Here is a 22,198-nt window from a genome sequence, read left to right as displayed (position 1 = left end):
GCTGCGGCGCAACGCCGACTGCCTGGCCGCCGCCCTCCGGGAGCCGCCCACGTCACCGGCCCCGGTTCGCCCGGCGCCGGTGGCGACGGCGCCGCCGGCCCCGGCGCCGATCGATCGCTACCGCTACTGCCGGGTGCACCAGGAGGAGGTGCAGGCGGCGTCGGCCAGGCTCACCAACGCCGCCAAGCCCTGGATGGTGGCCCAGAAGCACAGCGACCCCGGCAGTGAGGCGTACCGCGACGCCCAGCAGGGCTACGACGCGGCGGTGGCGGAGCTGGAACGGCTGCTGCCCCCGGAGATCCGCAACGGCATGGATCTGCTGCCCACCGCCGCCGAGGCCTACAGCCGCTGCGATCGCCAGGTGCTGGAGGGAACCTCCGGTCCGTAGGCTGCCCCCAAGACGATGGCCCTCCCGTGCTGGATCAGCGCCTGCTGCGCAACGACCCGACGCTGATCACCGGCCCCCTGGCACGGCGCGGCATGGCCACCGACCTGTCCGGGCTGCGCCAGCTGGCCCTGGAGGCCCGCGACCTGGAGCAGCGGCGCAGTGAGCTGCAGGCGGAGGGCAACCGCATCGGCAAGGAGGTAGGCGAGCGGATCCGGGGCGGCGCCGCCACGGGCGGGGAGGAGGTGAAGGAGCTGCGGGAGCAGGGCAACCGGATCAAACGCCAGGTGGCTGAGTTCGAAGAGCAGGAGAAGGGGATCGAGGCCCAGCTGCTCGAGCAGCTGATGGTGCTGCCGAACCTGCCCTCCCCCCTCTGCCCCAGCGGCCGCAGCGAGGCCGACAACGTGGAGGTGAAGCGCTGGGGCACACCACGGCTTGCCGCCGAGGGCGAGGAGCTCCAGGAGCACTGGCAGATCGCCGAGCGACTCGGCATCGTCGACACCGAGCGCTCGGTGCGCATCGCCCAGAGCCGCTTCGTCACCCTGCTGGGCCAGGGCGCGCGGCTGGAGCGGGCCCTGATCAGCTTCATGCTCGATCGCCACGGCCAGCGGGGCTACACCGAGGTGCTGCCGCCGGTGCTGGTGAACACCGCCAGCCTCACCGGCTCCGGCCAGCTGCCCAAGTTCGCCGAGGAGAGCTTCCGCTGCGCCGACGACGACCTCTGGCTGACCCCCACCGCCGAGGTGCCGGTCACGTCCCTGCATCGCGGCGAGGTGCTGGGCGCCGAGCAGCTGCCGCTCAGGTACGCCGCCTACACCCCCTGCTTCCGGCGCGAGGCCGGCTCCTACGGCCGCGACACCCGCGGTCTGATCCGCCTGCACCAGTTCAACAAGGTGGAGCTGTACTGGTTCGTGGCCCCGGAGGAATCGGAGGCGGCCCACGAGCAGCTCACCCTCGATGCCGAGGCGATCCTGGAGGCCCTGGAGCTGCCCTACCGCCGCATCGAGCTGTGCACGGGCGATCTGGGGTTCTCCGCCGCCCGCACCTACGACCTGGAGGTGTGGCTGGCGGGCGCCGGCACCTACCGGGAGATCTCCAGCTGCAGCACCTGCGGCGACTTCCAGGCCCGGCGGGCCTCGATCCGCTTCCGGGACGGCAAGACCACCCGCCTGCTGCACACCCTCAACGGCAGCGGCCTGGCGGTGGGCCGCACCATGGCCGCCCTTCTGGAGGCGGGCCAGCAACCGGATGGCAGCGTCCGGCTGCCGGCGGCCCTGGTGCCTTACTTCGGGGCCGAGGCGATCAGCGCCGCTTCGGTTTAGGCAGGCCCCCCAGGCGCTGGAGGGTGGGCAGCCGATGCTCGCGAAAATCGGCGATGAGGGCCGCCAAGCGCGTCAGTTGCGCCTCAGGATCGCTGATCGGCTGCTTGTCCGGGGCCAGCAGGTGCACCCCCATCTGCTCCAGGCCCATCAGCACGCACGTGCTGAGCATCGGCTCTTCCAGCCCCTGAGCCATGGCCTTTTGAATCAGCACATCCACCAGGGTGACCGGCAGGGCCGTACCCACCTCGGGAAGCAGCAGGGAGCCGTAGGGTCGCCCCCCGGCGATCAGCTCCATCAGCACGCCGTTGCAGCGCTGGGCCTGGGCGTTCAGCTTGGCGGCTCCGGCCTGGCGGCTGCGGTCGAAGCCAATCCAGCCGGCATCGAGGAACAGGGCCAGGATCATCAGCAGCTCCACCGCCGACTGGCCACCGTGCTCCTGCAGTTCGGAGACCGTGCAGGGTCCTGCCGCCAGTCGTTCGACGATCGGGCCATAGACGGCCGGATCCCCCTGCACCTGGCCAAAGCTGGTGCTGAAGCTGAACGACGGCGGGCCATCGGCAGGGGCTGATGGCCGTTGCAGCGCCCGCAGGCCCAGGGCACCGATCCTCACCTCCGCATCCTGCAGCGTGAGGGGATCGAGCCCCTTGACGAAGACATCGCGGCGGAACGACTTGTGGGTGGCCAGATCGATCATGGTCTGGCGGATCAGGGGGTTGACCTCCGCGAAGATCGGCCCCTGCAGCGATGGGGCCAGCAGCTGATCAAAGGCCTCGGGCAGGGTGGCGGTGCCCAGCGGATGCAGCTTGTGGGCCTGGCAGCGCCGGTGGAGATCGGCCACGTAAACGGGCTGCCAGCCCTCGTTGGCGAACTCGCCGCAGAGGTAATCAAACTGCTCGGGATCAAGCCCGGCCAGATCCTCCTCCAGCTGGGGGATCGCATGCCGCAGGGCCGTGGGCTGCTCCGCCGTGCCGAGCAGGGCCTGCAGGCCGGCGATGGCGCGACGGAGGGGGGCCCGGGGATCGGCCGGATCCGAGCGGCTGCGCTCCAGGGCATAGAGCTGCTGGAAGGTGGTGCGCCCCAGCCAGCCGGGCTGGGTGTTGTAGGAGCAGTAGAAGAGCCCAGCGGGCCGCAGGGCGGCGGACGCCACGGCGAACAGCGCCTGCTGCACCGGCTCCCTCACCCAGGTGGCGATGCCGTGGGCGACGACGTAGTGGAAGCCACCACCAAAGGCCGGCCCAGGCCCCAGGGGGGAGGGATCCTCCGCCAGGGCCAGGAAATCCGCCTCCAGAAAACGGACGTTGGTCAGCGCCAGCCGGCGGCAGAGACCTTCGGCATGGCTGATGTGGTCGGGGTTGAAGTCAATGCCGAGGAAGGTGCCTTCCGGATGCAGCGCCGCCTGCAGACAGAGGCCGAAGCCCATGCCGCAGCCCAGCTCGAGATACTGGAAGGCCTGGCCCTCCACGGCGCGGGGTGGTGAATGCCCCTTGATCAGGGCGGCGAAGTCGAGCCAGCTGGGGGCCAACTCCCGGAAATAGCCACTGGTGTAGGTCGAGTGGGAGTAATAGCCGTGGTCCCAGCCCATGCAGGCGCCCTAGGAGAACATCCGGACGCCGGTGGAGAGGGTGATCGGTTCGAGGGGGGTGGTGCCGCCAGCATTGGGAACATCAAGGCTCATCTGGAGGTTCGCGGTGCGGCAGTCAGCGGAAACGCTGACCGTGAACGTGTTCACCCCATCGATCAGCACCGCATTGTTGTTGGCGGTGGTGGAATCAAGCTGACCATTGACGAGGATGCGGGGCCCATCGCGGCGCAGCTCCCTGCGTCCGGTGGTGGGGTTGTCAAACGTGTAGAAGCGAATCACCCTCGGGATCGGTGCCGCGTTGACGTTGGTGCTGAAGGGAACCAGCAGCCGCAGTTCATTGCCGGCGGTCGTGGCGCAGGGGGGGGTTGTGCAGGGCGAGGGGGTGGGCATCGGCGAGGTGGCCCAGTTGGTCGGGGCCGTAGCGGCGGCGGAGAAAGCGCAGGCCTCGCGTGATTCAACGGCCAGGAAGGAATTGATCTTGGCGATGTCCCGCTGCGCCTGGGTGTTCCAGGTCACCCGGCTGGTGGTAAGGACGTGGCTGACCGCCACATTGGCGATCGCGGCCAGGGCGATTCCCCCCACCACCACCCCGACCAGGAGCTCGACCAGGGTGAACCCTGCGGTCGTGATAGAGGATCGGCGCTGCATGGTCATGCCCGGTTGAACTGGTCGTCGGCGCAGGCGGTGGCGACGTTGCCGGTGGCGTTGTTGTTCCCCAGCCGGATCAGCCCCAGCAGGCCGGTGAGCTGAACGCAGCGCAGGGGAGCCTGGCCGTCGATGCTGATCCGCACCTGGATGTTGGTGGCCACCGCCGTCCCGACGCCATCGGTGGAGATCGCCCCGCGCGGGGTGAAGGTGATCGAGGTGGCCGACGCGCCCACGTTGTAGGTCGCATTACCCAGCACCGCGCCTGGCAACCGGAGAGTGCTTTCGGGTGCACAAGTGGCGGGGGCAACGGTGGCCAGGGTGGCCCCGGCGGCGCGATTGGCCCCTGTCGAAACGGTGACGGTGCAGTTGGTGCCGGTCTGGTCGGGGGTGCGGGCGATCACCTCCAGCCAGGAGGTGAGCTCCAGGGCGGCGGCATTCACGCGCTCCCGCCGCCACTGGCTCTGGTTGGCGGGCACCACCACGGCCGCCACCACCCCGAGCACCGCCACGGTGACCATGATCTCCATCGTCGAAAAGCCACGGAGTCCCCGACCGGGAGCCCGCAGCAGGGAGAGGGGCGCTGGGAGAGGAGCCATCATGTGCAGAAGTTGGCCATCGGCGGAACAATGCTGATCAGCCGCAGATCCCTGGTGGTGGGCACCGTCTCCCGATAGATCACGCGCAGCACCTTGTTCGGCTGGATGCTGACGACCCGGGTGATGTTCTGAGCGGCGAGGGGATTGGGCAGCGCGTTGACGGCCGTCAGCAGCGGCGTCATCACCGGCGAGGTGACGGTGTTATTCGCACAGAACTCGGTGACCGCATCCGGTTCGCGCGCCGATGAGGAAGGGGCGTTGGGAGCGGTGGTGGTGGTGTCGTCGCGGGTGGGAAAGAAGAAGGCCCCGTTGCGGGGGTTGTTGGTGGCGCAGGAAGAGGTGGCGGTGCCCGAATCGATCGAGGGGAAGGTGGCCAGCCCCGTGGCAGCGTTGATGGTGGCCACCAGGCAGGTGCCCGAGCAGCAGGTGAGACGATCGGCCACCCCACGCACCGTGGCGATGTCTGATTCGATGTCCTCGCTCACCTTGATCTGCAGCCGTGCATTCACGGAATTGCGGTTGATGCTGTCGATCAGCACGGACGTGCCTGCACTGATGATCACCAGCATCACCATCAGGATCACCGGTTCGACGATGGTGAACCCATTGGCGGCCGTGGCGCGAGGGCGTCTCACGGGCTGTAGGGGCGTGAGTTGGTGACGCTGCGGGCCACCCAGTCTTCGCCGACCCAGGGAACGAAGTTGATGTCATCCAGCAGGGAGCTGGCGGCGATCACCGCCCCCAGGTTGGAGGCCGAGGAGGGCGGCACCCGGATGTGCACATCGCCGCACGGCTTGAACGACTGGGTCCAGATCCGGCCGCTGAAGATCCAGCCGTCGTCGCTGTTGAAGATGGCCTGTTGGGCGGCGGAGGCATTGGGATACCCCTCACAGCCAAAGGTACGCATCTCGAAGTAGCCCACCGGCATGTAGAACCAAGCCCCGGCGATCCGGCCCGTGGCGGTGCTGCCGGAACCCACAGGCAAAATGCCGAAGCGCACCACCTGCAGCTGGCCGGAGTCGCGGCCGAAGAAGTTGAGGTTGTCCGGATCCCCCACCAGGGCAACCTCCGTTTCCGGCACAGGAGTGGTGCAGGTGTTGACGGGGCCTCCAGCGCACTTCACCAGTTCGATGGCAGCGGAAGCACCGATGGTGACCAGAGGGCTGTTGTTATTGGCGGGCTTAGCTGTGGTGTAGGAGGAGCCTCTGAGGTCATCCGTACGGTTGTAGTAGAAGGAGATCGGCCCGCCGCTTGCGTCCATGGTGACGAAGCCACCGGTGAGTCCACTGTCGACGGGATCAAGGTTGAAGATCGGGCCGAGGCAATGGAACCCTGGCGCCGCCGAGGCAGGAGAGGAGGCGGAGTATTCACACCAGTCGCTCAGACGAAGGTTGATGTCGTCAACCACATGAAACTCGCCTGTTGTCGTGGCGGATCCATTGATGATTCGTATACGCGTCGTCGCGCTCTGGTAATCGGCGAGGCTCACGACTCTGGTCACCTCACTGGTTTTAGCGCCACTATTGAGACCGGGGAACTTTGCTACGGTGACCCAATTGGTGCCGATGTTTGCGCTGGTTGTGTCGGGGGCCGTTGTACCGGTGCATTGCGTTGTCGCCGTACCCGCACTCGTACTCACCTGCACCCAGAGTTCATCCGTTGAATCGACGGCAGAACTTCCCGACTGCTTGAAAGAAAGGGTGGCTCGGCCAAGGTTGCCGCTGAGGTTGGCGGCACGGCAGATGCCATTCCGCTGTGCGGTCATCGTGCCGCTGGTGTCACCGATCCTTATGTATCCTTGGCCGCCAAAAGTGGAAACGAACTGAACATTTCCAGCGCCAGAATTGGTATCATTATTGTTATTTTCAAGTCCATACCACTGCCAGGTGCCTCCACTGCTGCCGAGACTGACCCAGTTCGGATGTGAGGTGGTATTTTTGTAGCCGGATCTGAATGCGGTGGTAGCAGTTGTCCCCGTCGTCATTCCGGCGAAGTCTTCCAAGTTATTCACCGTGCCGGCGTTTCCGCTGATCTTCGTCCAAGAGGCATTGGTGCACGGTGAGCCCGTGCCTCCAATCGAAGTGGGAGAGGAATTGCAGACCTCAATCTGTGGCGGGTTGGTGTCGTTCCGAGTGCGGAACCTGAACCGGAAGCCGCTACTCCCAGAGGGATTAAGAGTGGGATAGCGCTGACCCCCGTCGATGCTCGGATCCACCCGCTGGGCCGGCCCTCCACCGGAGGACCAGTTGAAGGCGTACTTCCCGGCCGTAACCTGGCTGCCGATCGGCGGCAACGTGATGGCCGAGGGAATGATCGGGATGCCGGAGATCGAGCGGCCCAGGATGTCGTCCTGGGTGCCGTAGAAGGCGCTCGGGGTGGCATTGGCCAGACCGATCCAGGTGGTGCCGCACCCTGGCGAACTGCCGAACCAGCGGGCCGGATCACAGACGTCGGGAATCGCGGTGGAGAACTTGTTCGGCACCACCCGGTTCGAGGCCCGGTCGAAGGCGTCGCCATCCTTGGCAACGATGCCGAGGACGTTGAGGATGTTGGTGACCTTAGTGGAGGACACCCGCTTGGTGAAGCGGTCGTTGGCAGCATTGCTCCACACCGTGCCGCCATTGAGGCCGGTGATCATGCCGAACTCCACCCCGCAGAAACGGCTTTCCCCGCCCAGCGACTGGGTGGGATCGGAGCCCTTGGAGGCGGCGAGGCCCCCGGAGCCCCCGGAGCCCAGGGAGGCACCACAGCACTTGGGAAGCACCTCGAATTCCCGTGTCACGGTGGCGGTGGATTCCACCACCCCATTACGGAGGACCTGGCCCTCAACGGTGAGGGTGATGAAGCCCTTGTTGAACCCCGGCAGCTTGGTGCTGGGGGTGTCGGGGGGATCCTGGAGGTTGATCAGGTCGCTGCTGAAGCTTCCTTTGGTGACGGCGGTGGACGAGCCGGCGGTCGTGGTCAGCGAGTCGCTGCGGCGGTCGGCGGAGCCGGGCTGGCCCGCCGCGAAGGTCACCGACTTGAGGGCGAAGCGACGGTTGCCGGTGTTGGCCACCAGGGTGTCGAGATTGCGGAACTGACCATCCCCGAGGCTGCGAGCCGTGGTGGTGGGAGCCCCTGGCGTCTTGTTGTCCTTGTCGCGGCAGGGACTGGTGAAATCGGCCGTGGACCACTGGTTCATCCGCTGACCGGACACCAGCATCTTGCGGTTCTCCACCTGGTTGAGGACCGCGATGACCTGGTCGGCACCGGCTTCAGCCACCGAAAGGGCGTCGCTGCGAGTGTCCTGCTTACGGCTGGCCAGGAGGTTGCTGGCGGTGAGGGTGGTCAGCCCGACCGTTCCCGCCACCAACGCCAGCAGAATGAGGATGCCCGCCAGCATCGAAAAGCCCGACTGGCCACGTCGCCCACCGGAGCGCGCAGAGAGCAGGTGCAGGAGGAGCTTGGGAGTCACGGCGCTTACAGGAGGCGGCCCGGTTAAGGATCAGTGTATGGACACGATCGCCCATAGACATCAACCTAGTCCTGCTGCCAGTTGCCGCCATGACGGCAGCGGTTCGGTTGCAGCGTTCTGGCGAGACTCAGCCTTCGAAGTTGCCCCGCACCTGCAGGGTCTGGTCGAAGTACTGGTCGAGCATGGTGCCGGGCAGCAGCGGGCCGTCGCTGAAGGCCAGGCCGACGAGGGTGTTGTAGCTGCGGCTGTTCACCCACTGGACCCGCGCCGGCAGGGAGACGCTCTGGTGCTTCTCGTAATCGCTGATGTCGAGCAGCACCTCCTCATCGGCCGTCACCTCGAGGGATCCCCGGCGCACCACGCAGGCGCCCGTGCGACTCACGTCCCCCACCGTCACGTAGACCGTGCGGCCCGTCGACAGCCGGATGCTGGCGGAGACACCACCGGGCAGGGCGTGGCGCAGGGAGGTGCGCAGTTCCTGAGGCTCTTCACCGGCTGGTTGCTCAGCGGCTGATTGCCCACTGGTCTGTTGCTCGGCCATGCAGGCAGACCCGCCCATCAACGAAACCATGCTATCGGTCCCCTCCGGCAGCGCCAGCGGCCCGGTGCCGGGTCGGTTCCCGCAGAATGGGGTCAATGGAGCCGGGAAACTGAATGGGTGTACTGACGGCGCTGGCGATCCTGGCGGGCCTGATCGTGGTGCATGAGGCCGGCCACTTCTTCGCCGCCACCTGGCAGGGCATCCGGGTCAGCGGCTTCTCGATCGGCTTCGGGCCCGCCCTGATCCAGCGGAAGCGTCGCGGTGTGCTGTTCGCCCTGCGGGCCATCCCCCTGGGCGGTTTCGTGGCCTTCCCCGACGACGAGGAGGACAGCACCATCGCCGCCGACGATCCCGACCTGATGGGCAACCGCCCCCTGCCCCAGCGGGCCCTGGTGATCGCCGCCGGCGTCATCGCCAACCTGCTGCTGGCCTGGAGCGTGCTGCTGGCCCAGGGCCTGGTGCTCGGCATCCCGTCGGGCTTCAGCGCCACCCCCGGTGTGGTGGTGGCCGCCGTCCAGCCCGGCCAGGCGGCCGCCGGCTCCGGCCTGCAGCCGGGCGATCGGATCGTGGCGGTCGACGGCACCCCCCTGGCCGGCGGCCAGGACGCGGTGATGGCCCTGGTGGAGCGCATCAAGGACGGCCCCGGCCGCACCCTGCGCCTGCAGGCCGACCGCAACGGCACCCTCCTGCGGCTGCCCCTCACCCCCACGGACAGCGGCGGCATCGGCCGCATCGGCGCCCAGCTGCAGCCCAACGGCACCGAGTCCTTCCGGCCGGCCACCAGCCCGCTGGAGCCGATCCTGCAGGCCAACCACGACTTCATCGTGCTGACCCGCCGCACCGTGGAGGGCTTCGGCACCCTGCTCACCCACTTCGGCGAAACCGCCCCCCAGGTCTCGGGGCCGGTGAAGATCGTCGAGATGGGGGCCTCCCTGGCCAGCCAGGGGGGCAGCAGCCTGTTCCTGTTCACCGCCCTGATCTCGATCAACCTGGCGGTGCTCAACGCCCTGCCCCTGCCCCTGCTCGACGGCGGCCAGTTCGCCCTGCTGCTGCTGGAGGGGGTGCGGGGCCGCCCCCTCTCCGACCGCTACCAGATGGCCTTCATGCAATCGGGCTTCGTCTTCCTGGTGGGCCTCTCCCTGGTGCTGATCGTCAAGGACACCAGCCAGCTGCCCGCCATCCAGCAGCTGCTCAGCCGCTGAGGTGCCCCGCTTCCCCAGCCCCCGCACCCGGGCGCCGCTGATCCTCGAGCGCCTCGGCGTCCTCTACCCGGAGGCCACCTGCTCCCTCGACTGGCGCACCCCCTGGGAGCTGCTGGTGGCCACCATGCTCTCGGCCCAGTGCACCGACGAACGGGTCAACAAGGTGACCCCGGCCCTGTTCGAGCGCTTCCCCGATGCCGCCGCCGCCGCCGCCGTCGAGAGCGACGCGGTGGAACCCTATGTGCAGTCGACCGGCTTCTACCGCAACAAGGCGAAGCACATCGTGGCCGCCTCCCGCCTGCTGATGGAACGCCACGGCGGGGCCGTGCCGGCCTCGATGGAGGAGCTGCTTCCCCTGCCGGGGGTGGCCCGCAAGACCGCCAACGTGGTGCTGGCCCACGCCTTCGGCATCAACGCCGGCGTCACCGTCGACACCCACGTGAAGCGGCTGGCCAACCGCCTGCGCCTCACCCGCCACAGCGACCCGAAGAAGATCGAACCCGATCTGATGAAGCTGGTGCCGCGGCCGGAGTGGGAGACCCTCTCGATCCGGCTGATCTTCCACGGCCGGGCGGTCTGCGTGGCCCGCAAGCCCCGCTGCGCCGGCTGCGGCCTGGCCGATCTCTGCCCCAGCCATCCCGGCCCCTGAGCCCGGTGGGCCGGACCGAAGAGGGCGGGCCAGACGGTACGATGGCGGGCTGAAGTTTCCCCCTCCTCCGGCCGCATGGCGAAGAAGTCGATGATCGCGCGTGACGTGAAGCGCCGCAAGATCGTGGAGCGCTTCGCGGCGCGCCGTGCCGCCCTCAAGGAGGCCTTCGATGCGGCCGGCGATCCGATGGAGCGGCTGGAGATCCACCGCAAGCTGCAGTCGCTGCCCCGCAACAGCGCCCCCAACCGCATCCGCAACCGCTGCTGGGCCACCGGCAAGCCCCGCGGCTACTACCGCGATTTCGGCCTCTGCCGCAACCAGCTGCGCGAGCGGGCCCACAAGGGCGAGCTCCCCGGCGTGGTCAAATCCAGCTGGTGAGCAGCGGGCTTCGGCCCTGCCACCGCAACGGCTTTCCGTCGCAGCAGGCGCCCCGAGAGGGCGCCTTCTTCATGGCCTGGAACGGCGGATGCGAGAATGGTCGGCGACAACAAAACGGACATAACGCCCAGTGCAAGGACACACTCAGTCGATCTCCTTCGATGGTCGGGAGATCCGGCTGACCAGCGGCCGATTTGCGCCCCAGGCCGGGGGCTCGGTGATGGTGGAATGCGGTGATACGGCAATTCTGGTCACCGCCACCCGCTCGAAAGGCCGGGAGGGCATCGATTTCCTCCCCCTGATCTGCGACTACGAAGAACGCCTCTACGCCGCCGGCCGCATCCCCGGCAGCTTCATGCGCCGGGAGGCGCGCCCCCCCGAACGGGCCACCCTCACCTGCCGCCTGATCGACCGGCCGATGCGGCCCCTGTTCCCGGGCTGGCTGCGGGACGACCTGCAGATCGTCGCCACCTGCATGTCGCTCGATGAGCGGGTTCCCCCCGACGTGCTCGCCGTCACCGGCGCCTCGATGGCCACCCTGCTGGCGAAGATCCCCTTCATGGGCCCGATGGCCGCCGTGCGCGTCGGCCTGCTGGGCGACGACTTCGTCCTCAACCCCAGCTTCCGCGAGATCGAGCGCAGCGAGCTCGACCTGGTGGTGGCCGGCACCCCCTCCGGCGTGGTGATGGTGGAGGCGGGTGCCAACCAGCTGCCCGAGCAGGACGTGATCGAGGCCATCGACTTCGGCTACGAGGCCGTCGGTGAGCTGATCCGCGCCCAGCTGGCCCTGCTCAAGGAGCTCGGCATCGAGCAGGTGCTGCCCGAGGAGCGCAGCGAAGACCCCGCCCTCCCCTCCTTCCTGGAGAAGGAATGCGCCAAGGGCATCGGTGAGGTGCTCAAGCACTTCGAGCAGACCAAGTCCGAGCGGGACGAGAAGCTCGATGCCATCAAGGCCGAGGTGGCCGAGAAGATCGCCTCCCTCGACGGCGAGGATCCGATCAAGGTGGCCGTGAGCAGCAACGGCAAGCTGCTGGGCAACACCTACAAGAGCCTCACGAAGAAGCTGATGCGCCAGCAGATCCTCGTCGAGGGCAAGCGGGTGGATGGCCGCAGCCTCGACGAGGTGCGCCCCATCCAGGCCGCCGCCGGCGTGCTGCCCAAGCGCGTCCACGGCTCGGGCCTGTTCCAGCGCGGGCTGACCCAGGTGCTCTCCTGCGCCACCCTCGGCACCCCGAGCGACGCCCAGGAGATGGACGACCTCAACCCCAACAGCGAGAAGACCTACCTCCACCACTACAACTTCCCCCCCTACTCGGTCGGTGAGACCCGGCCGATGCGTTCCCCCGGTCGCCGCGAGATCGGCCACGGCGCCCTGGCCGAGCGGGCCCTGATCCCCGTGCTGCCCTCCAAGGAGAGCTTCCCCTACGTGCTGCGGGTCGTGTCGGAGTGCCTCAGCTCCAACGGCTCCACCTCGATGGGCTCGGTGTGCGGCAGCACCCTGGCCCTGATGGACGCCGGCGTCCCCCTGGCGGCCCCGGTGAGCGGCGCGGCCATGGGCCTGATCAAGGAGGGGGAGGAGGTGCGCATCCTCACCGACATCCAGGGCATCGAGGACTTCCTCGGCGACATGGACTTCAAGGTGGCCGGCACCGAGAAGGGCATCACCGCCCTGCAGATGGACATGAAGATCACCGGCCTGGCGGTGAAAACGATCGCCGAAGCGATCAACCAGGCCCGCCCGGCCCGGCTGCACATCCTCGGCAAGATGCTCGAGGCCATCGACAAGCCCCGCGACGTCCTCTCCCCCCACGCCCCGCGCCTGCTCAGCTTCCGCATCGATCCGGAACTGATCGGCACCGTGATCGGCCCCGGCGGCCGCACCATCAAGGGCATCACCGAGCGCACCAACACCAAGATCGACATCGAGGACGGCGGCATCGTCACGATCGCCAGCCATGACGGCGCCGCCGCCGAAGAGGCCCAGCGCATCATCGAGGGCCTCACCCGTCGCGTCAGCGAAGGGGAGGTGTTCAACGGTTCGGTCACCCGGGTGATCCCGATCGGCGCCTTCGTGGAGATCCTGCCCGGCAAGGAGGGAATGATCCACATCTCCCAGCTCTCCGAAGCACGGGTGGAAAAGGTGGAGGACGTGGTCAACGTCGGCGACCAGGTGACGGTGCGGGTGCGGGAGATCGACAACCGCGGCCGCATCAACCTCACCCTGCGGGGCGTCCCCCAGCAGGAGCCGGCGGCGGTCTGACCGCCACGGGGGCCTGGCCCTACGGCCGGGCCCCCAGCCCTAAACTGGTTGGCAACTGGTTGGAATCGGGCGATGAAGACAGTCGGGGCCTTCGAGGCCAAGACCCACCTCTCCAGCCTGCTGGAGGAGGTGGCCGGTGGCGAGGAGATCCTGATCACCCGCCACGGCAATCCCCTGGCGCGGCTGGTTCCGGTCAACGCCCATGGCCGCGAGCGCCGCATCGAGGCCATCGAGCGTCTGCGCAGCTTCGCCACCGGCCGGCGCCTCAACGGCCCCTCGATTCAGGAGTTGCGGGACGAAGGCCGCCGGTGCTGAGCTTCGTCGCCGACGTTTCCGCGGTCTGCGCCTGGTGTTTCGAGGACGAGCGCTCCGCGGCCTCAGAGGCGCTCCTGGCGCGGTTGCCGGCGTCCGAACTCTGTGTGCCGGCGCTGTTTCTCTGGGAGCTGGCCAATGTGCTGCAGATGGCCGAACGACGCGGCCGGATCAGCGCAGCGGATCGGAGCCAGTTCCTCACCCTTGTGGTTCAGCTCGATCTGGCCATCGATCCCGCCGACCCGGCCGTCGTCTGGCATGACGTCCTGAGCCTGGCGGCCCAGCACCGTCTCACCAGCTACGACGCCGCCTATCTGGAACTGGCGATGCGCGCAGGTCTCCCCCTCGCCAGCCGCGACAACGCGCTCATCGGGGCCGCCAGGGCCTGCGGGCTGGAGCTGCTTGCCTGCTGAATCGGCTGGTTCCCGTTCAGACGGGGAAACCCGGATCGATCAGCGCCATCGCCGCCGCCGCCCGGCGGCAGAGATCGGCATGGGCCGGGCCGTGGCTGGCGATCAGGCAGCCCGCCTGGCGCACATCGCCGCTGTTGTAGGTGAGGGGCCGGCCATCGGCATGGCTGAAGGCGCCGCCGGCGGCAACCAGCACCGCCTCCGGGGCGGCCATGTCCCAGTCCTTGGGGGCACTGCGGCCCGACAGGGAGATGTAGAGGTCGGCCTCCCCGCGCAGGATCGTGGCCACCTTGCCGCCGACGCTGCCGATCGCCGTGCTGCGGGCCGGCCGCAGCTCGGCCAGCAGCTGCTCCAGCCGGTCGTCGCGGTGGTTGCGGCTGGCCACCAGCACCAGCTCCTCGCCGCGGCCGCTGAGGGTGGCCGGGGTGCGCTCACCGGCCCGGTTCTCGCGCCAGGCCTCGCCCGCCGTGCCGGCCTCGCCCGCCCCCACCAGCCCGAACCAGAGCTCCTCCGGCTCCGGCAGCAGCACCACCCCCAGCACCGGCCGCTGGCCATGCACCAAGGCCAGGTGGACGGCGTACTCGCCGGTGCCCTGCAGGAAGTCCTTGGTGCCATCGAGGGGATCGAGGATCCACAGCCACGCGGCCTCCAGGGGCTGGCCCGGCACCAGCACCTCAGCGGCGGTCTCCTCGCTCAGCAGCGTCCAGCCGGCGGCCGGGAACGCCGCCGCCAGGCCGTCCAGCAGCCAGCGGTTCACCGCCAGATCCGCCGCCGAAACGGGCCCCTCGCCGCCGTGGTCGACGCTCATGGCCGGCGGGAAGCCGTAGGGGGGCTGCTCGCCGCGGGCGTAGGCCCGCAGGATGTCGGCCGCCCCCCAGGCCAGCCGGCGCAGCTCCGCCAGCAGGGGCTCACGGCCGATGCCGTCGGGCAGGGCGAAGGAAGACGGCATCATGGGGACCGGAAACCGGCTTTGTGCAGGCCCCGGTGCAGGAGCACGAACCCGCCGCCGGCGTCCTCTATCTGGTGGCCCCCCCCACCGGCACCCTCGACGCCCTCCCCCCCCGGGCCCGGCGGGTGCTGGCGGGGGCCGACCGGGTCGCCTGCGAGGACACCCGCCGCAGCGGCCTGCTGCTGCACCACCTCGGCATCCGGGCGCCCCTGCTGAGCTTCCACCAGCACAACCAGACGGCCCGCATTCCCCAGCTGCTGGCGGCCCTGGAGGCGGGCGAGGCGATCGCCGTGATCAGTGATGCCGGCCTGCCGGGGGTGTCGGACCCCGGCCAGGAGCTGGCGGCCGCCGCCCGCGCCGCCGGCCGCCAGGTGATCTGCGTGCCCGGCCCCAGCGCCGTCACCACCGCCCTGGTGAGCAGCGGCCTGCCCATGGGCCGCTTCTGCTTCGAGGGCTTCCTGCCGCCGAAGGGCGGCCCCCGGCGCCAGCGGCTGGAGGCCCTGGCCGGCGAGGAGCGCACCCTCGTGCTGTTCGAAGCACCCCACCGGCTGCTGGCCCTGCTCGAAGACCTGCTGGCGGTGCTCGGCGACCGGCCCCTGCAGGTGGCGCGGGAGCTCACCAAGCGCCACGAGGAGCAGGTGGGCCCCACGGTGGCGGCGGCGCTGGAGCATTTCCGCCGCACCCCGCCTCAGGGGGAGTGCACCCTGGTGCTGGGCGGTGCCCCGCCGGCGGCGGCCCCCGTCTGGGACGAGGCCGATCTGCGCCGCGCCCTCGATGCGCTGGTGGCGGGGGGCCTCAGCAACCGGGAGGCCGCCCGCACCCTGGCCGAGCGCAGCGGCCACAGCCGCCGCGACCTCTATGCCCTGCTGCACCGCGAGCCGTCAGACTGAGGCAGCTGGTCCTGCAACGCCCCGATGCTTCTGCGCCTGCGCCTCCTGTGCGGCAGCCTGCTGGGCGGCACCCTGCTGCTGACCCTGCTCTGCCTCGGCGCCCAGAACCTGGAGGTGCGGCCCCAGCTGCGCTTCGGCTTCGCCCGCAGCGCCCCGCTGCCGGCCGGCTTCATCGTGGGGGTGGCCCTGGTGCTGGGGGTGATCAGCGGCGGTGCCAGCGCGGCCCTGCTGCTGCCCGGCAGCTCCCCGGGCGACGAGGGCTGAGACCTCAGCTGCCGGGCAGGGCGTAGAGGGCACCCTCGATCACCACCCGGCTGATGCCCTGGGCCAGCAGGTAGGGGGCGGTGAGCTCGAACACCTTGAGGTCGGGCAGCTTGATCACCCGCTGGGTGCGGCCGCACTGGCGCTTGGCCTGGCGGGGATTGAGGAACACCACCAGCGCCTGGCGCTCCAGCTCGGCGGCCGGCAGCCGGCCCAGTTCGGGGAACTCGCTCAGGGGCCGGGCCTGCAGTTCCACGGTCTTGTCGACCAGCATGTAGGCGCTGGAGGGCAGGGCGGCGCTGGCCAGGGGCTGGAGCCGCCCGTCGGCGGCCGCCGGGGCGCCGTCGTCGAGCAGCACCACGGGGATCGGCTGGAACGGATTGATCGCCCCGTCGGTGCCGTCATCGGAGCCCTCGTCGTCGCCGTCGTCGCTGGTGAGCAGGTCGTCGTCATCGGCGCCGAAATCGTCGGCATCCTCGATGGCCAGCACCGCAGGGCCGTCCTCCGCCACCACCTCGCTCCGCGCCGGGGACGGCACCGACAGACGGCGGGGCGGTGCAGGGATGACCCTGCGAGCGGTGGTGGTCGGCTCGGGGACGGCCTCGGACTCCGACAGCGCCTCCGGCCGGGGATCCGGCTCAGCCGGCGCCTCAGGCCCGGGGGCGGGCTCGGGCTCCGGTTCGGGGGTGGGGATGGCGAGGGCCGTCTGCAGGGCTTCCGGGGCAGCGGCCGGCTCGGCATCGCCGGTCGTCGTCCGGCTGCGGCGGCGGGAGCGCTCCGCCTTGAGGCGTTCGTACTCCTCTTCGCCGAGCTCCGTGCGAACGACGCGGATGACCGTGTTGGCGCTGCAGCCGTAGCTGTCCGCGAGCTGCTGGCTGCTGGAGCCCTCCCGGAATCGCCCAACCAGCTCGGTTTTCTGGCTGTCGCTGAGCCGGGTGGCGGCCATGGAACGGTTCAAGCGCGGTCGTCCACTGTAGGGGGGGCTACCGGAGTGGCCTGGCCGCCGAACGCTGGCACAATGCGCTCCGTGCTCCCTTAGCTCAGCTGGATAGAGCAGCTGCCTTCTAAGCAGCCGGTCGATGGTTCGAATCCATCAGGGGGCGTTGGCAGAAACGGCCGGGGATTTGCGCGCCGAAGCCCGACCAACCCATGTAGAGTCGTGTATCTACATCCCGCCGGCACCGGCCGTGCTGGAAGCCTTGTCACCATCCCAGCCCAGTCAACGAGCCGAGGAACCTGGCCGGCGCGTCCAGCAGGCGATCCGTCGCTGGGGCAACAGCCTGGCTGTCCGGATCCCCGCCGAGTGCCTGCGTCAGGCCGGCCTGCGGGAAGGTGACCCGATCGAGATCGTCGTCGGAGCCGACGGCCGACTGAGCCTGGAGCCCCTGCAACGGCTGGACCGCCGCGCGCTGGCCGCCGACCTGCGCCAGCTGCAGGCCACCATGCCGATCACCCCTTCGGTGATCGAAGCGTGCCAGGACCAGGAGCGCTGGTGAGGTCGCCTCAGCCGTGATCTACCTGGACACCAGCGTCGTGGTTGCCCTGCTGACCCCGGAAGCGTCCAGCCCGGGGGCATTGGAATGGCTGGAGCAGTGCCGCGACACCCTGATCAGCAGCGACTGGCTGATCACCGAAACCCACAGCGCCCTCGGCCTCAAGCAGCGCCACCACGGGCTCAGCCCGGAAGCCCGCAGAACCGCCGGAGAGCATTTTGAACGTCTGTTGCAGGGCGGGGTGGAAATGCGCGCCCTCGATCGGGACCGATTCCGCCAGGCCGCTGAGCTGCTGCAGGATCCGGCGCTCGGCTTGCGCACCGGTGATGCCCTGCACCTGGCGGTGGCCCTCCATAGCCGCTGCTCCCATCTGGCCAGCTTCGACGGGCGGATGCGGCAGGCCGCCGCCGCCCTGGGCCTGGCTCCAGCGTTGGACTAGCGCCGCACCGGCACCACCTGCAGACCGATCACCACCACCAGGCCTGCAAGCCACCAGCCTTGACCCATCACGCTCCTCCGCGCAGGAACCTGACGAGAAATGATCAGAGGGCCAGAAGGTCCGCCGCATGGGTTGGCTAGTGGTCAGGGGCTGCGGCGGCGGCGATTCGGGCGGCGTCCGCGCAGGATCTCCAGCCTCCTGATGAGCTGCTCCAGGATGGTGAGGGAATGGCCTGGTCGCCGGGCTCCGGCGGCGAAGGCCGTGGCGAAGCCCACCGATGCGACCGTTACCTTCACCATCCCCTGGCCGAGTGACCAGACGTCGGCGGGGGCAGGACCGCCAATCCGGCTGGAGGCCCGTGTCTCCGACTTCTGGAGTTCGTCAAGCAGGTTGCGCTTCAGTTCGCCCAGGGGGAGGTTGAGGGCCGCCGCTGGGAGCTGGGGGCGGGCACCCTGCAGGCGGGAGAAACGGGCCTGAAGGTCTGCCGGACTGGTGGCCGCTTCGATGGCCTCGCGCACCCGGGTGACCCGTTCATCAAGCGCGTTGCGCTGCAGCGCCTGGCTGCCCCTGGCCTGGGAAAGGATCCGCCAGGTGGCAACCCCCTGCAGGGGCACAAGGAGCAGAAAGGCGAACGCCACAACGATGGCCCAGTGGCGAACGGCAACCAGCCGTGCCCGTAGCAAGCCATTGGCGGGCTCGAAGAAGACCGCCAGGTGCAGCAGCAGAAATCCAAGCAAGGCCAGGATAGAGGTGTTGGTCATGCGGTTGGTGAACCGCAGTTGCCAGGCCGGATTGAGCAGCTGTGGCGGCAGGGAATCGATCAGAACGAAGGCCAGAAAGATCAGCAACAGAGCTCCGCTGCTCCAGGCGAGCAGCCGACTGAGGCTGGCGATGGACTCCTCTCGAGTGGTTTCGGAAACGGGCATGTGTTGAAGCTGCCGACGGCGATGGGGAGCCAGAGGCATTCGTCCATTAGCTCAGAATCTGTCTCCGACCGAGGTCAGTGGCTCCAGGCCTACAAGAACGCGGCATGACCGCACAGCTGGACATCCGCAGAAGCGGAGATGGACGGCCAAGAGGATGGTCTGAGGAAAGTCCTTGCTCAGCCTCGTGCCACCGACATGGAATCAACTGGCGATCAGTTTCTTGCGGTTGGCTTCATTCCAATCCGCCGTCGCAGGCGACGACTCCAAACCAAGGCCATGCCTGCACCCGCCAAGGGGAGTGGCCCCGGGACGCTCGTCACTGTTTCACCAGCCAGGGGTGGGGTGCTCAACGGATCGGTGCGAACAAGGGAGGCCTGTTCATAGGCATAGGCATAACCCAGCAGCTTGTCTTCCTCATAGGCTTTGGCCAAGAAAGAAATGCCGAGGGGGTTGAGATTGTTCAGGCTCTGGTATCCCGCCGGCACAATGACGGTTGGATAGCCTGCTCTGGCACCGATACCAGCTCCTGATGCACCGCTGAACAAGACAGCATCCAACCCATTATCGGCCATGAATTTGTCGATACCCAGGGTACGGGAGTTAAGAATATCGAGCGCTCTGTCCTGAAGATACTTCAACGTATCCGCACTGGTTGGCGAGAGATCAATCAGGCGAGACGCCGCGATGCGAGTCTGGCCATACTTGAACGCACCAGTGGCAGGATCCGGGTCGTTAGCGATGTAGTCGTTGATAAAGTCGTAGACGTCATCAATGGATTGGATCGTTGCACTGGAGCCTAGGGTCTCAAGGTAGAGGTTGAGATCACGCTTGAATTCGTAAGTCAGGACGGACGAACTATTATTGGGTGGGGTGAACGCAATCTCTGTGACGGTGGCGCCAAGCGAGCGAATGGTATCAATCGCCTTGTTAAAAATGGAAAGCTGCTCTGCGCCGCTGGCCGTGTTCGCATTGGGCTTGGTGTAATACCCAAGCTTGGCCCCTTGCAAGGCATCGAGCTGGAGATAGGGGGTGTAATCGGTCTTTGCCCTGCCGATGCTTTCTGCAGTAAGCGGGTCCTTGGGGTCGTAGCCGGTCAACGCCCCCAGGAGAATGGCCGCATCGGTGACAGAACGGGCCATGGGCCCTGCAGTGTCCTGGCTTGCGGCGATGGGGATGATGCCATCCCGGCTCCAAAGCCCAACTGTGGGTTTAATCCCCACCAAAGAATTCTGGTTGGAGGGACTCAGGATGGACCCTGATGTTTCGGTACCAATCGCAATTGTGGCCAGATTGGCCGCCATGGCTGCTCCTGAACCAGCGCTGGAGCCACCCGGGGACAAGAGCGGCCGCCCATCACCACCAGGGAGCGGCACGGGATTATAGGGATTGAGCGTGTATCCATTCAACGAGTTATAACCCGCAGGCATGCCGTTGGTCAGAAAGTTGGCAAATTCCGTGGGGGACGTCTTGCCGAGAATGATGGCTCCTGAATCAATCAATTTCTGAGTGATCGTGGCATTGTCAGGTGGCAAGGAATCCTTGAGGCCGAGAAAGCCTGCCGTGTTAGGGAGAAAGCTTGTATCAATGTTGTCTTTCAACAAGACTGGAATTCCATGCAGGAGACTGCGGGCGCCAGTGGTCGCCCGCTCGGCGTCAAGGGCCGCCGCCTGGGCAAGGGCGTTGGGGTTCAAGGATATGATTGAGTTCAGGTTAAGACCAGAAGGAAGGTCGTACGCAGTAATCCTGTCGAGGTATAGCTGTACTAACTTCTGGGCATTGATCAACCCACTATTGAAAGCCGCATTGATATTGGAGATCGTGGCCTCCTGGAGGGTAAAACTGGCGGCGACCGATGGCCGGGCAAGCTCCGTGGCGGCAAGGGTTGCCGCAAACGTAGCCATGGCTACTTGGCGAAAAACTGGACGAATCACAGCAGAACTTAAGGCAACTTTTATTGATTAGATCTTGAGCACCAGTGGCTCGCCGTAACAACAGCGACCAAAGGTGCTTCCTTTTGATAGCAACAGCGACAAATTCAGCATCCCATGGATGCAGATCACTCCGCAGGGGGAATGCCATGCGCTTCTGTGGCGATTGCCCATCGCTCAGCCCCGCCCACGTCGCGGGTCCATGCTGATCCGCACACATCCATGTGGCGGCCATCCATCCAGGCGAGAGCCGTGAGATGGCTGGGGCCACGCTTATCCGCCAGGACAACCCTCAGCAGAAGCTGCTGTTTCGAACGCTACCGAAAGACTGGCCGCCCTGGGAACACCTGGCCCATTCCTTTCCGCTTCTGGCGGAGAGTCGGGGCCTTGGGCCAGCGTTCATTCCACTCCAAGGATCCTTGTGGGGAAATGTCGTTGGAGCCAAGGTCGCGCCAGGCCTGATGGCACCGCTGCCGTGGGGTGGAATGGGACCGGCAGGGCCCCGGACATCGTCCATCCAGGGCGGAAGGGACAGGGATGGGATTCCTTGCATTCGCCTCTAGGCGCCGGCAGCCCTTCAGCTGTAGGTTTCAGCTGAGTTCTGTCGCCCTGAGGCGATCCAGGGCCGTGAGTAGGGAAAGATTCATCAGGCAGGGAAAGCGCTGCGACGGTTCACTTGGACCTAGGTGGCGCCTGCTGCGGCCGAGCCCGGCCCACCTGATCACCGGCCTTCAGCGCCGCACCGGCACCACCTGCATGCCGATCGGCGCCAGGGCGATCAGGGCCAGCTTGATGTGCTGGATGCCGAAGGGGATGCCCACGATCGTCACGAAACAGGCCACCGCGGCGCTGAGGTGGCCGATCGCCAACCACCAGCCGGCCAGCAGGAACCAGATCACGTTGCCGACCAGCCCCAGGGGGCTGGTGCCGAAATCCATCCGGCCGGTGAGCTCGCGGCGGCTGACGGCCTCGTAGCCGAATGGCCAGAAGGAGAAATTGCCGATCACGAAGCAGGCCCGGGCCCAGGGGATCCCCACGATCGTGATCGCCGCCACCAGGCCGGCCAGCCACCAGCCCAGGCCCATCACGAAGCCCCCGAGCAGGAACCAGAGGACGTTGAGGAGGAAGCGCAGCATGGGGAGGGCCGGTGCCGGCCTCCAGCATGACGCCGTTCGGGCCTTCAGCCGCAGGGTTCGGCCGGGGCGGTGCAGCTGGCGGCCAGGGCGGCAAGCCAGGCCCGCAGGCGCTCCAGGGCTTCCGGCTGCAGGCGGTAGTACACCCAGCGGCCACTCTGGCGGTCGGCCAGCAGACCTGTTTCCTTCAGCACCTTGAGGTGGAACGACAGCTTCGACTGGGCCAGGCCCAGGTCGGTGGTGAGGTCGCAGACGCAGCGCTCGCCGCTGCCCAGGGCCTCGATCACCTGCAGGCGGATCGGATCGGCCAGGGCCCGCAGCAGCAGGCGCGCCTCCTCGGCCTCCAGGGGCGCCGAAGCGTCGGCGATCGGCGGAGAAGCGATGGTCCTTAACCCGGCCATAAATCAATCAATTTTGGTTGATGCGAGGGTGGAGCCAGT

The 22,198-nt window shown here is 67.7% G+C and carries 24 protein-coding genes and 1 tRNA gene; 13 read left to right on the top strand and 12 right to left on the bottom strand.

What is annotated here, in order from left to right:
• On the top strand, nucleotides 1-388 hold a 388-nt coding region (locus tag KBY81_RS08185), incomplete at its 5' end, for a hypothetical protein (protein WP_254976213.1).
• Between the two features lie 26 nt (nucleotides 389-414).
• Nucleotides 415-1,707, top strand: a complete 1,293-nt coding sequence (gene serS / locus KBY81_RS08180) for a serine--tRNA ligase (protein ID WP_254976212.1) — start codon at nucleotides 415-417, stop codon at nucleotides 1,705-1,707.
• Here the strand turns inward: serS and KBY81_RS08175 are convergent.
• The 6 genes from KBY81_RS08175 to KBY81_RS08150 all read right to left on the bottom strand — a co-directional run bounded on the left by KBY81_RS08175 (nucleotide 1,688) and on the right by KBY81_RS08150 (nucleotide 8,528).
• On the bottom strand, nucleotides 1,688-3,289 hold the full coding sequence (locus KBY81_RS08175) for a class I SAM-dependent methyltransferase (protein WP_254976210.1): 1,602 nt from the start codon (nucleotides 3,287-3,289) through the stop codon (nucleotides 1,688-1,690). The two genes, serS and KBY81_RS08175, sit on opposite strands and share 20 nt — an antisense overlap.
• 9 nt (nucleotides 3,290-3,298) lie before the next feature.
• On the bottom strand, nucleotides 3,299-3,943 hold the full coding sequence (locus KBY81_RS08170; protein WP_254976209.1) for a prepilin-type N-terminal cleavage/methylation domain-containing protein: 645 nt from the start codon (nucleotides 3,941-3,943) through the stop codon (nucleotides 3,299-3,301).
• Nucleotides 3,940-4,533, bottom strand: a complete 594-nt coding sequence (locus tag KBY81_RS08165) for a hypothetical protein (protein ID WP_254976208.1) — start codon at nucleotides 4,531-4,533, stop codon at nucleotides 3,940-3,942. Before KBY81_RS08165 ends, KBY81_RS08170 begins: the two co-directional genes overlap by 4 nt.
• Complete coding sequence (locus KBY81_RS08160) at nucleotides 4,533-5,168, bottom strand: hypothetical protein (RefSeq protein WP_254976207.1); 636 nt, start codon at nucleotides 5,166-5,168, stop codon at nucleotides 4,533-4,535. The genes KBY81_RS08165 and KBY81_RS08160 overlap by 1 nt, the downstream gene beginning before the upstream one ends.
• A complete protein-coding gene (locus KBY81_RS08155) occupies nucleotides 5,165-7,987 on the bottom strand; it encodes a hypothetical protein (protein ID WP_254976206.1) in 2,823 nt (940 codons plus the stop codon). Before KBY81_RS08155 ends, KBY81_RS08160 begins: the two co-directional genes overlap by 4 nt.
• 127 nt (nucleotides 7,988-8,114) lie before the next feature.
• Nucleotides 8,115-8,528 (bottom strand): PilZ domain-containing protein, encoded by a 414-nt coding sequence (locus KBY81_RS08150; protein ID WP_254976205.1) that lies wholly within the window; start codon nucleotides 8,526-8,528, stop codon nucleotides 8,115-8,117.
• A 113-nt stretch (nucleotides 8,529-8,641) separates the two neighbouring features.
• On the opposite strand from KBY81_RS08150, the gene rseP reads away from it, so the two are divergent.
• From rseP to KBY81_RS08120, 6 genes are all read left to right on the top strand, one after another.
• On the top strand, nucleotides 8,642-9,730 hold the full coding sequence (gene rseP, locus KBY81_RS08145; protein ID WP_254976204.1) for an RIP metalloprotease RseP: 1,089 nt from the start codon (nucleotides 8,642-8,644) through the stop codon (nucleotides 9,728-9,730).
• Between the two features lies 1 nt (nucleotide 9,731).
• Nucleotides 9,732-10,379 (top strand): endonuclease III, encoded by a 648-nt coding sequence (gene nth / locus KBY81_RS08140; RefSeq protein WP_106220532.1) that lies wholly within the window; start codon nucleotides 9,732-9,734, stop codon nucleotides 10,377-10,379.
• Between the two features lie 75 nt (nucleotides 10,380-10,454).
• Nucleotides 10,455-10,757 carry a 30S ribosomal protein S14 gene (gene rpsN, locus KBY81_RS08135; RefSeq protein ID WP_043325519.1) on the top strand — a complete coding sequence of 101 codons (303 nt, stop codon included), beginning with the start codon at nucleotides 10,455-10,457 and terminating at the stop codon, nucleotides 10,755-10,757.
• Between the two features lie 130 nt (nucleotides 10,758-10,887).
• Nucleotides 10,888-13,017 carry a polyribonucleotide nucleotidyltransferase gene (locus KBY81_RS08130; RefSeq protein ID WP_106220531.1) on the top strand — a complete coding sequence of 710 codons (2,130 nt, stop codon included), beginning with the start codon at nucleotides 10,888-10,890 and terminating at the stop codon, nucleotides 13,015-13,017.
• 72 nt (nucleotides 13,018-13,089) lie between these two features.
• Entirely contained in the window at nucleotides 13,090-13,332 is a 243-nt protein-coding gene (locus KBY81_RS08125; protein ID WP_254973760.1) for a type II toxin-antitoxin system Phd/YefM family antitoxin, read from the top strand.
• Nucleotides 13,326-13,742, top strand: a complete 417-nt coding sequence (locus tag KBY81_RS08120) for a type II toxin-antitoxin system VapC family toxin (protein WP_254976203.1) — start codon at nucleotides 13,326-13,328, stop codon at nucleotides 13,740-13,742. Before KBY81_RS08125 ends, KBY81_RS08120 begins: the two co-directional genes overlap by 7 nt.
• Nucleotides 13,743-13,758: 16 nt before the next feature.
• Here KBY81_RS08120 and KBY81_RS08115 read toward each other — a convergent pair whose 3' ends face one another.
• The gene (locus KBY81_RS08115; protein WP_254976202.1) at nucleotides 13,759-14,691 is read right to left on the bottom strand and encodes a 3'(2'),5'-bisphosphate nucleotidase CysQ; all 933 of its coding nucleotides are present in this window, start codon (nucleotides 14,689-14,691) and stop codon (nucleotides 13,759-13,761) included.
• A gap of 20 nt (nucleotides 14,692-14,711) precedes the next feature.
• Between KBY81_RS08115 and rsmI the strand changes: the two genes are divergently transcribed.
• Both rsmI and KBY81_RS08105 read left to right on the top strand, forming a co-directional pair.
• Nucleotides 14,712-15,578, top strand: coding sequence for a 16S rRNA (cytidine(1402)-2'-O)-methyltransferase (rsmI, locus tag KBY81_RS08110; RefSeq protein ID WP_254976201.1), 867 nt, complete (start codon nucleotides 14,712-14,714; stop codon nucleotides 15,576-15,578).
• A 24-nt stretch (nucleotides 15,579-15,602) separates the two neighbouring features.
• Nucleotides 15,603-15,842 carry a hypothetical protein gene (locus KBY81_RS08105; protein ID WP_106220527.1) on the top strand — a complete coding sequence of 80 codons (240 nt, stop codon included), beginning with the start codon at nucleotides 15,603-15,605 and terminating at the stop codon, nucleotides 15,840-15,842.
• Nucleotides 15,843-15,846: 4 nt separating this feature from the next.
• Here the strand turns inward: KBY81_RS08105 and KBY81_RS08100 are convergent, their stop codons facing one another.
• Nucleotides 15,847-16,785: a hypothetical protein gene (locus KBY81_RS08100; protein WP_254976200.1), complete on the bottom strand. Its 939-nt coding sequence runs from the start codon at nucleotides 16,783-16,785 to the stop codon at nucleotides 15,847-15,849.
• Nucleotides 16,786-16,868: 83 nt separating this feature from the next.
• Between KBY81_RS08100 and KBY81_RS08095 the strand changes: the two genes are divergently transcribed.
• From KBY81_RS08095 to KBY81_RS08085, 3 genes are all read left to right on the top strand, one after another.
• Nucleotides 16,869-16,942, top strand: a tRNA-Arg gene (locus KBY81_RS08095).
• A 96-nt stretch (nucleotides 16,943-17,038) separates the two neighbouring features.
• Nucleotides 17,039-17,335: an AbrB/MazE/SpoVT family DNA-binding domain-containing protein gene (locus KBY81_RS08090; protein ID WP_254976199.1), complete on the top strand. Its 297-nt coding sequence runs from the start codon at nucleotides 17,039-17,041 to the stop codon at nucleotides 17,333-17,335.
• A gap of 13 nt (nucleotides 17,336-17,348) precedes the next feature.
• Nucleotides 17,349-17,771 (top strand): type II toxin-antitoxin system VapC family toxin, encoded by a 423-nt coding sequence (locus tag KBY81_RS08085; RefSeq protein WP_254976198.1) that lies wholly within the window; start codon nucleotides 17,349-17,351, stop codon nucleotides 17,769-17,771.
• A 143-nt stretch (nucleotides 17,772-17,914) separates the two neighbouring features.
• Here the strand turns inward: KBY81_RS08085 and KBY81_RS08080 are convergent, their stop codons facing one another.
• The 4 genes from KBY81_RS08080 to KBY81_RS08065 form a co-directional block, all read right to left on the bottom strand.
• Nucleotides 17,915-18,697: a hypothetical protein gene (locus KBY81_RS08080; RefSeq protein WP_254976197.1), complete on the bottom strand. Its 783-nt coding sequence runs from the start codon at nucleotides 18,695-18,697 to the stop codon at nucleotides 17,915-17,917.
• A 212-nt stretch (nucleotides 18,698-18,909) separates the two neighbouring features.
• The gene (locus KBY81_RS08075) at nucleotides 18,910-20,598 is read right to left on the bottom strand and encodes an amidase family protein (protein WP_254976196.1); all 1,689 of its coding nucleotides are present in this window, start codon (nucleotides 20,596-20,598) and stop codon (nucleotides 18,910-18,912) included.
• A gap of 758 nt (nucleotides 20,599-21,356) precedes the next feature.
• Nucleotides 21,357-21,761 carry a YccF domain-containing protein gene (locus KBY81_RS08070; protein WP_254976195.1) on the bottom strand — a complete coding sequence of 135 codons (405 nt, stop codon included), beginning with the start codon at nucleotides 21,759-21,761 and terminating at the stop codon, nucleotides 21,357-21,359.
• Between the two features lie 44 nt (nucleotides 21,762-21,805).
• Nucleotides 21,806-22,159, bottom strand: coding sequence for a metalloregulator ArsR/SmtB family transcription factor (locus KBY81_RS08065; RefSeq protein WP_106220522.1), 354 nt, complete (start codon nucleotides 22,157-22,159; stop codon nucleotides 21,806-21,808).
• Nucleotides 22,160-22,198: the final 39 nt, after the last annotated feature.

It is taken from the genome of Cyanobium sp. Lug-B (assembly GCF_024345635.1).
GTDB classification, from domain to species: Bacteria; Cyanobacteriota; Cyanobacteriia; order PCC-6307; family Cyanobiaceae; genus Cyanobium; species Cyanobium minutissimum.
This window is presented reverse-complemented; position numbering and strand designations above follow the sequence as displayed.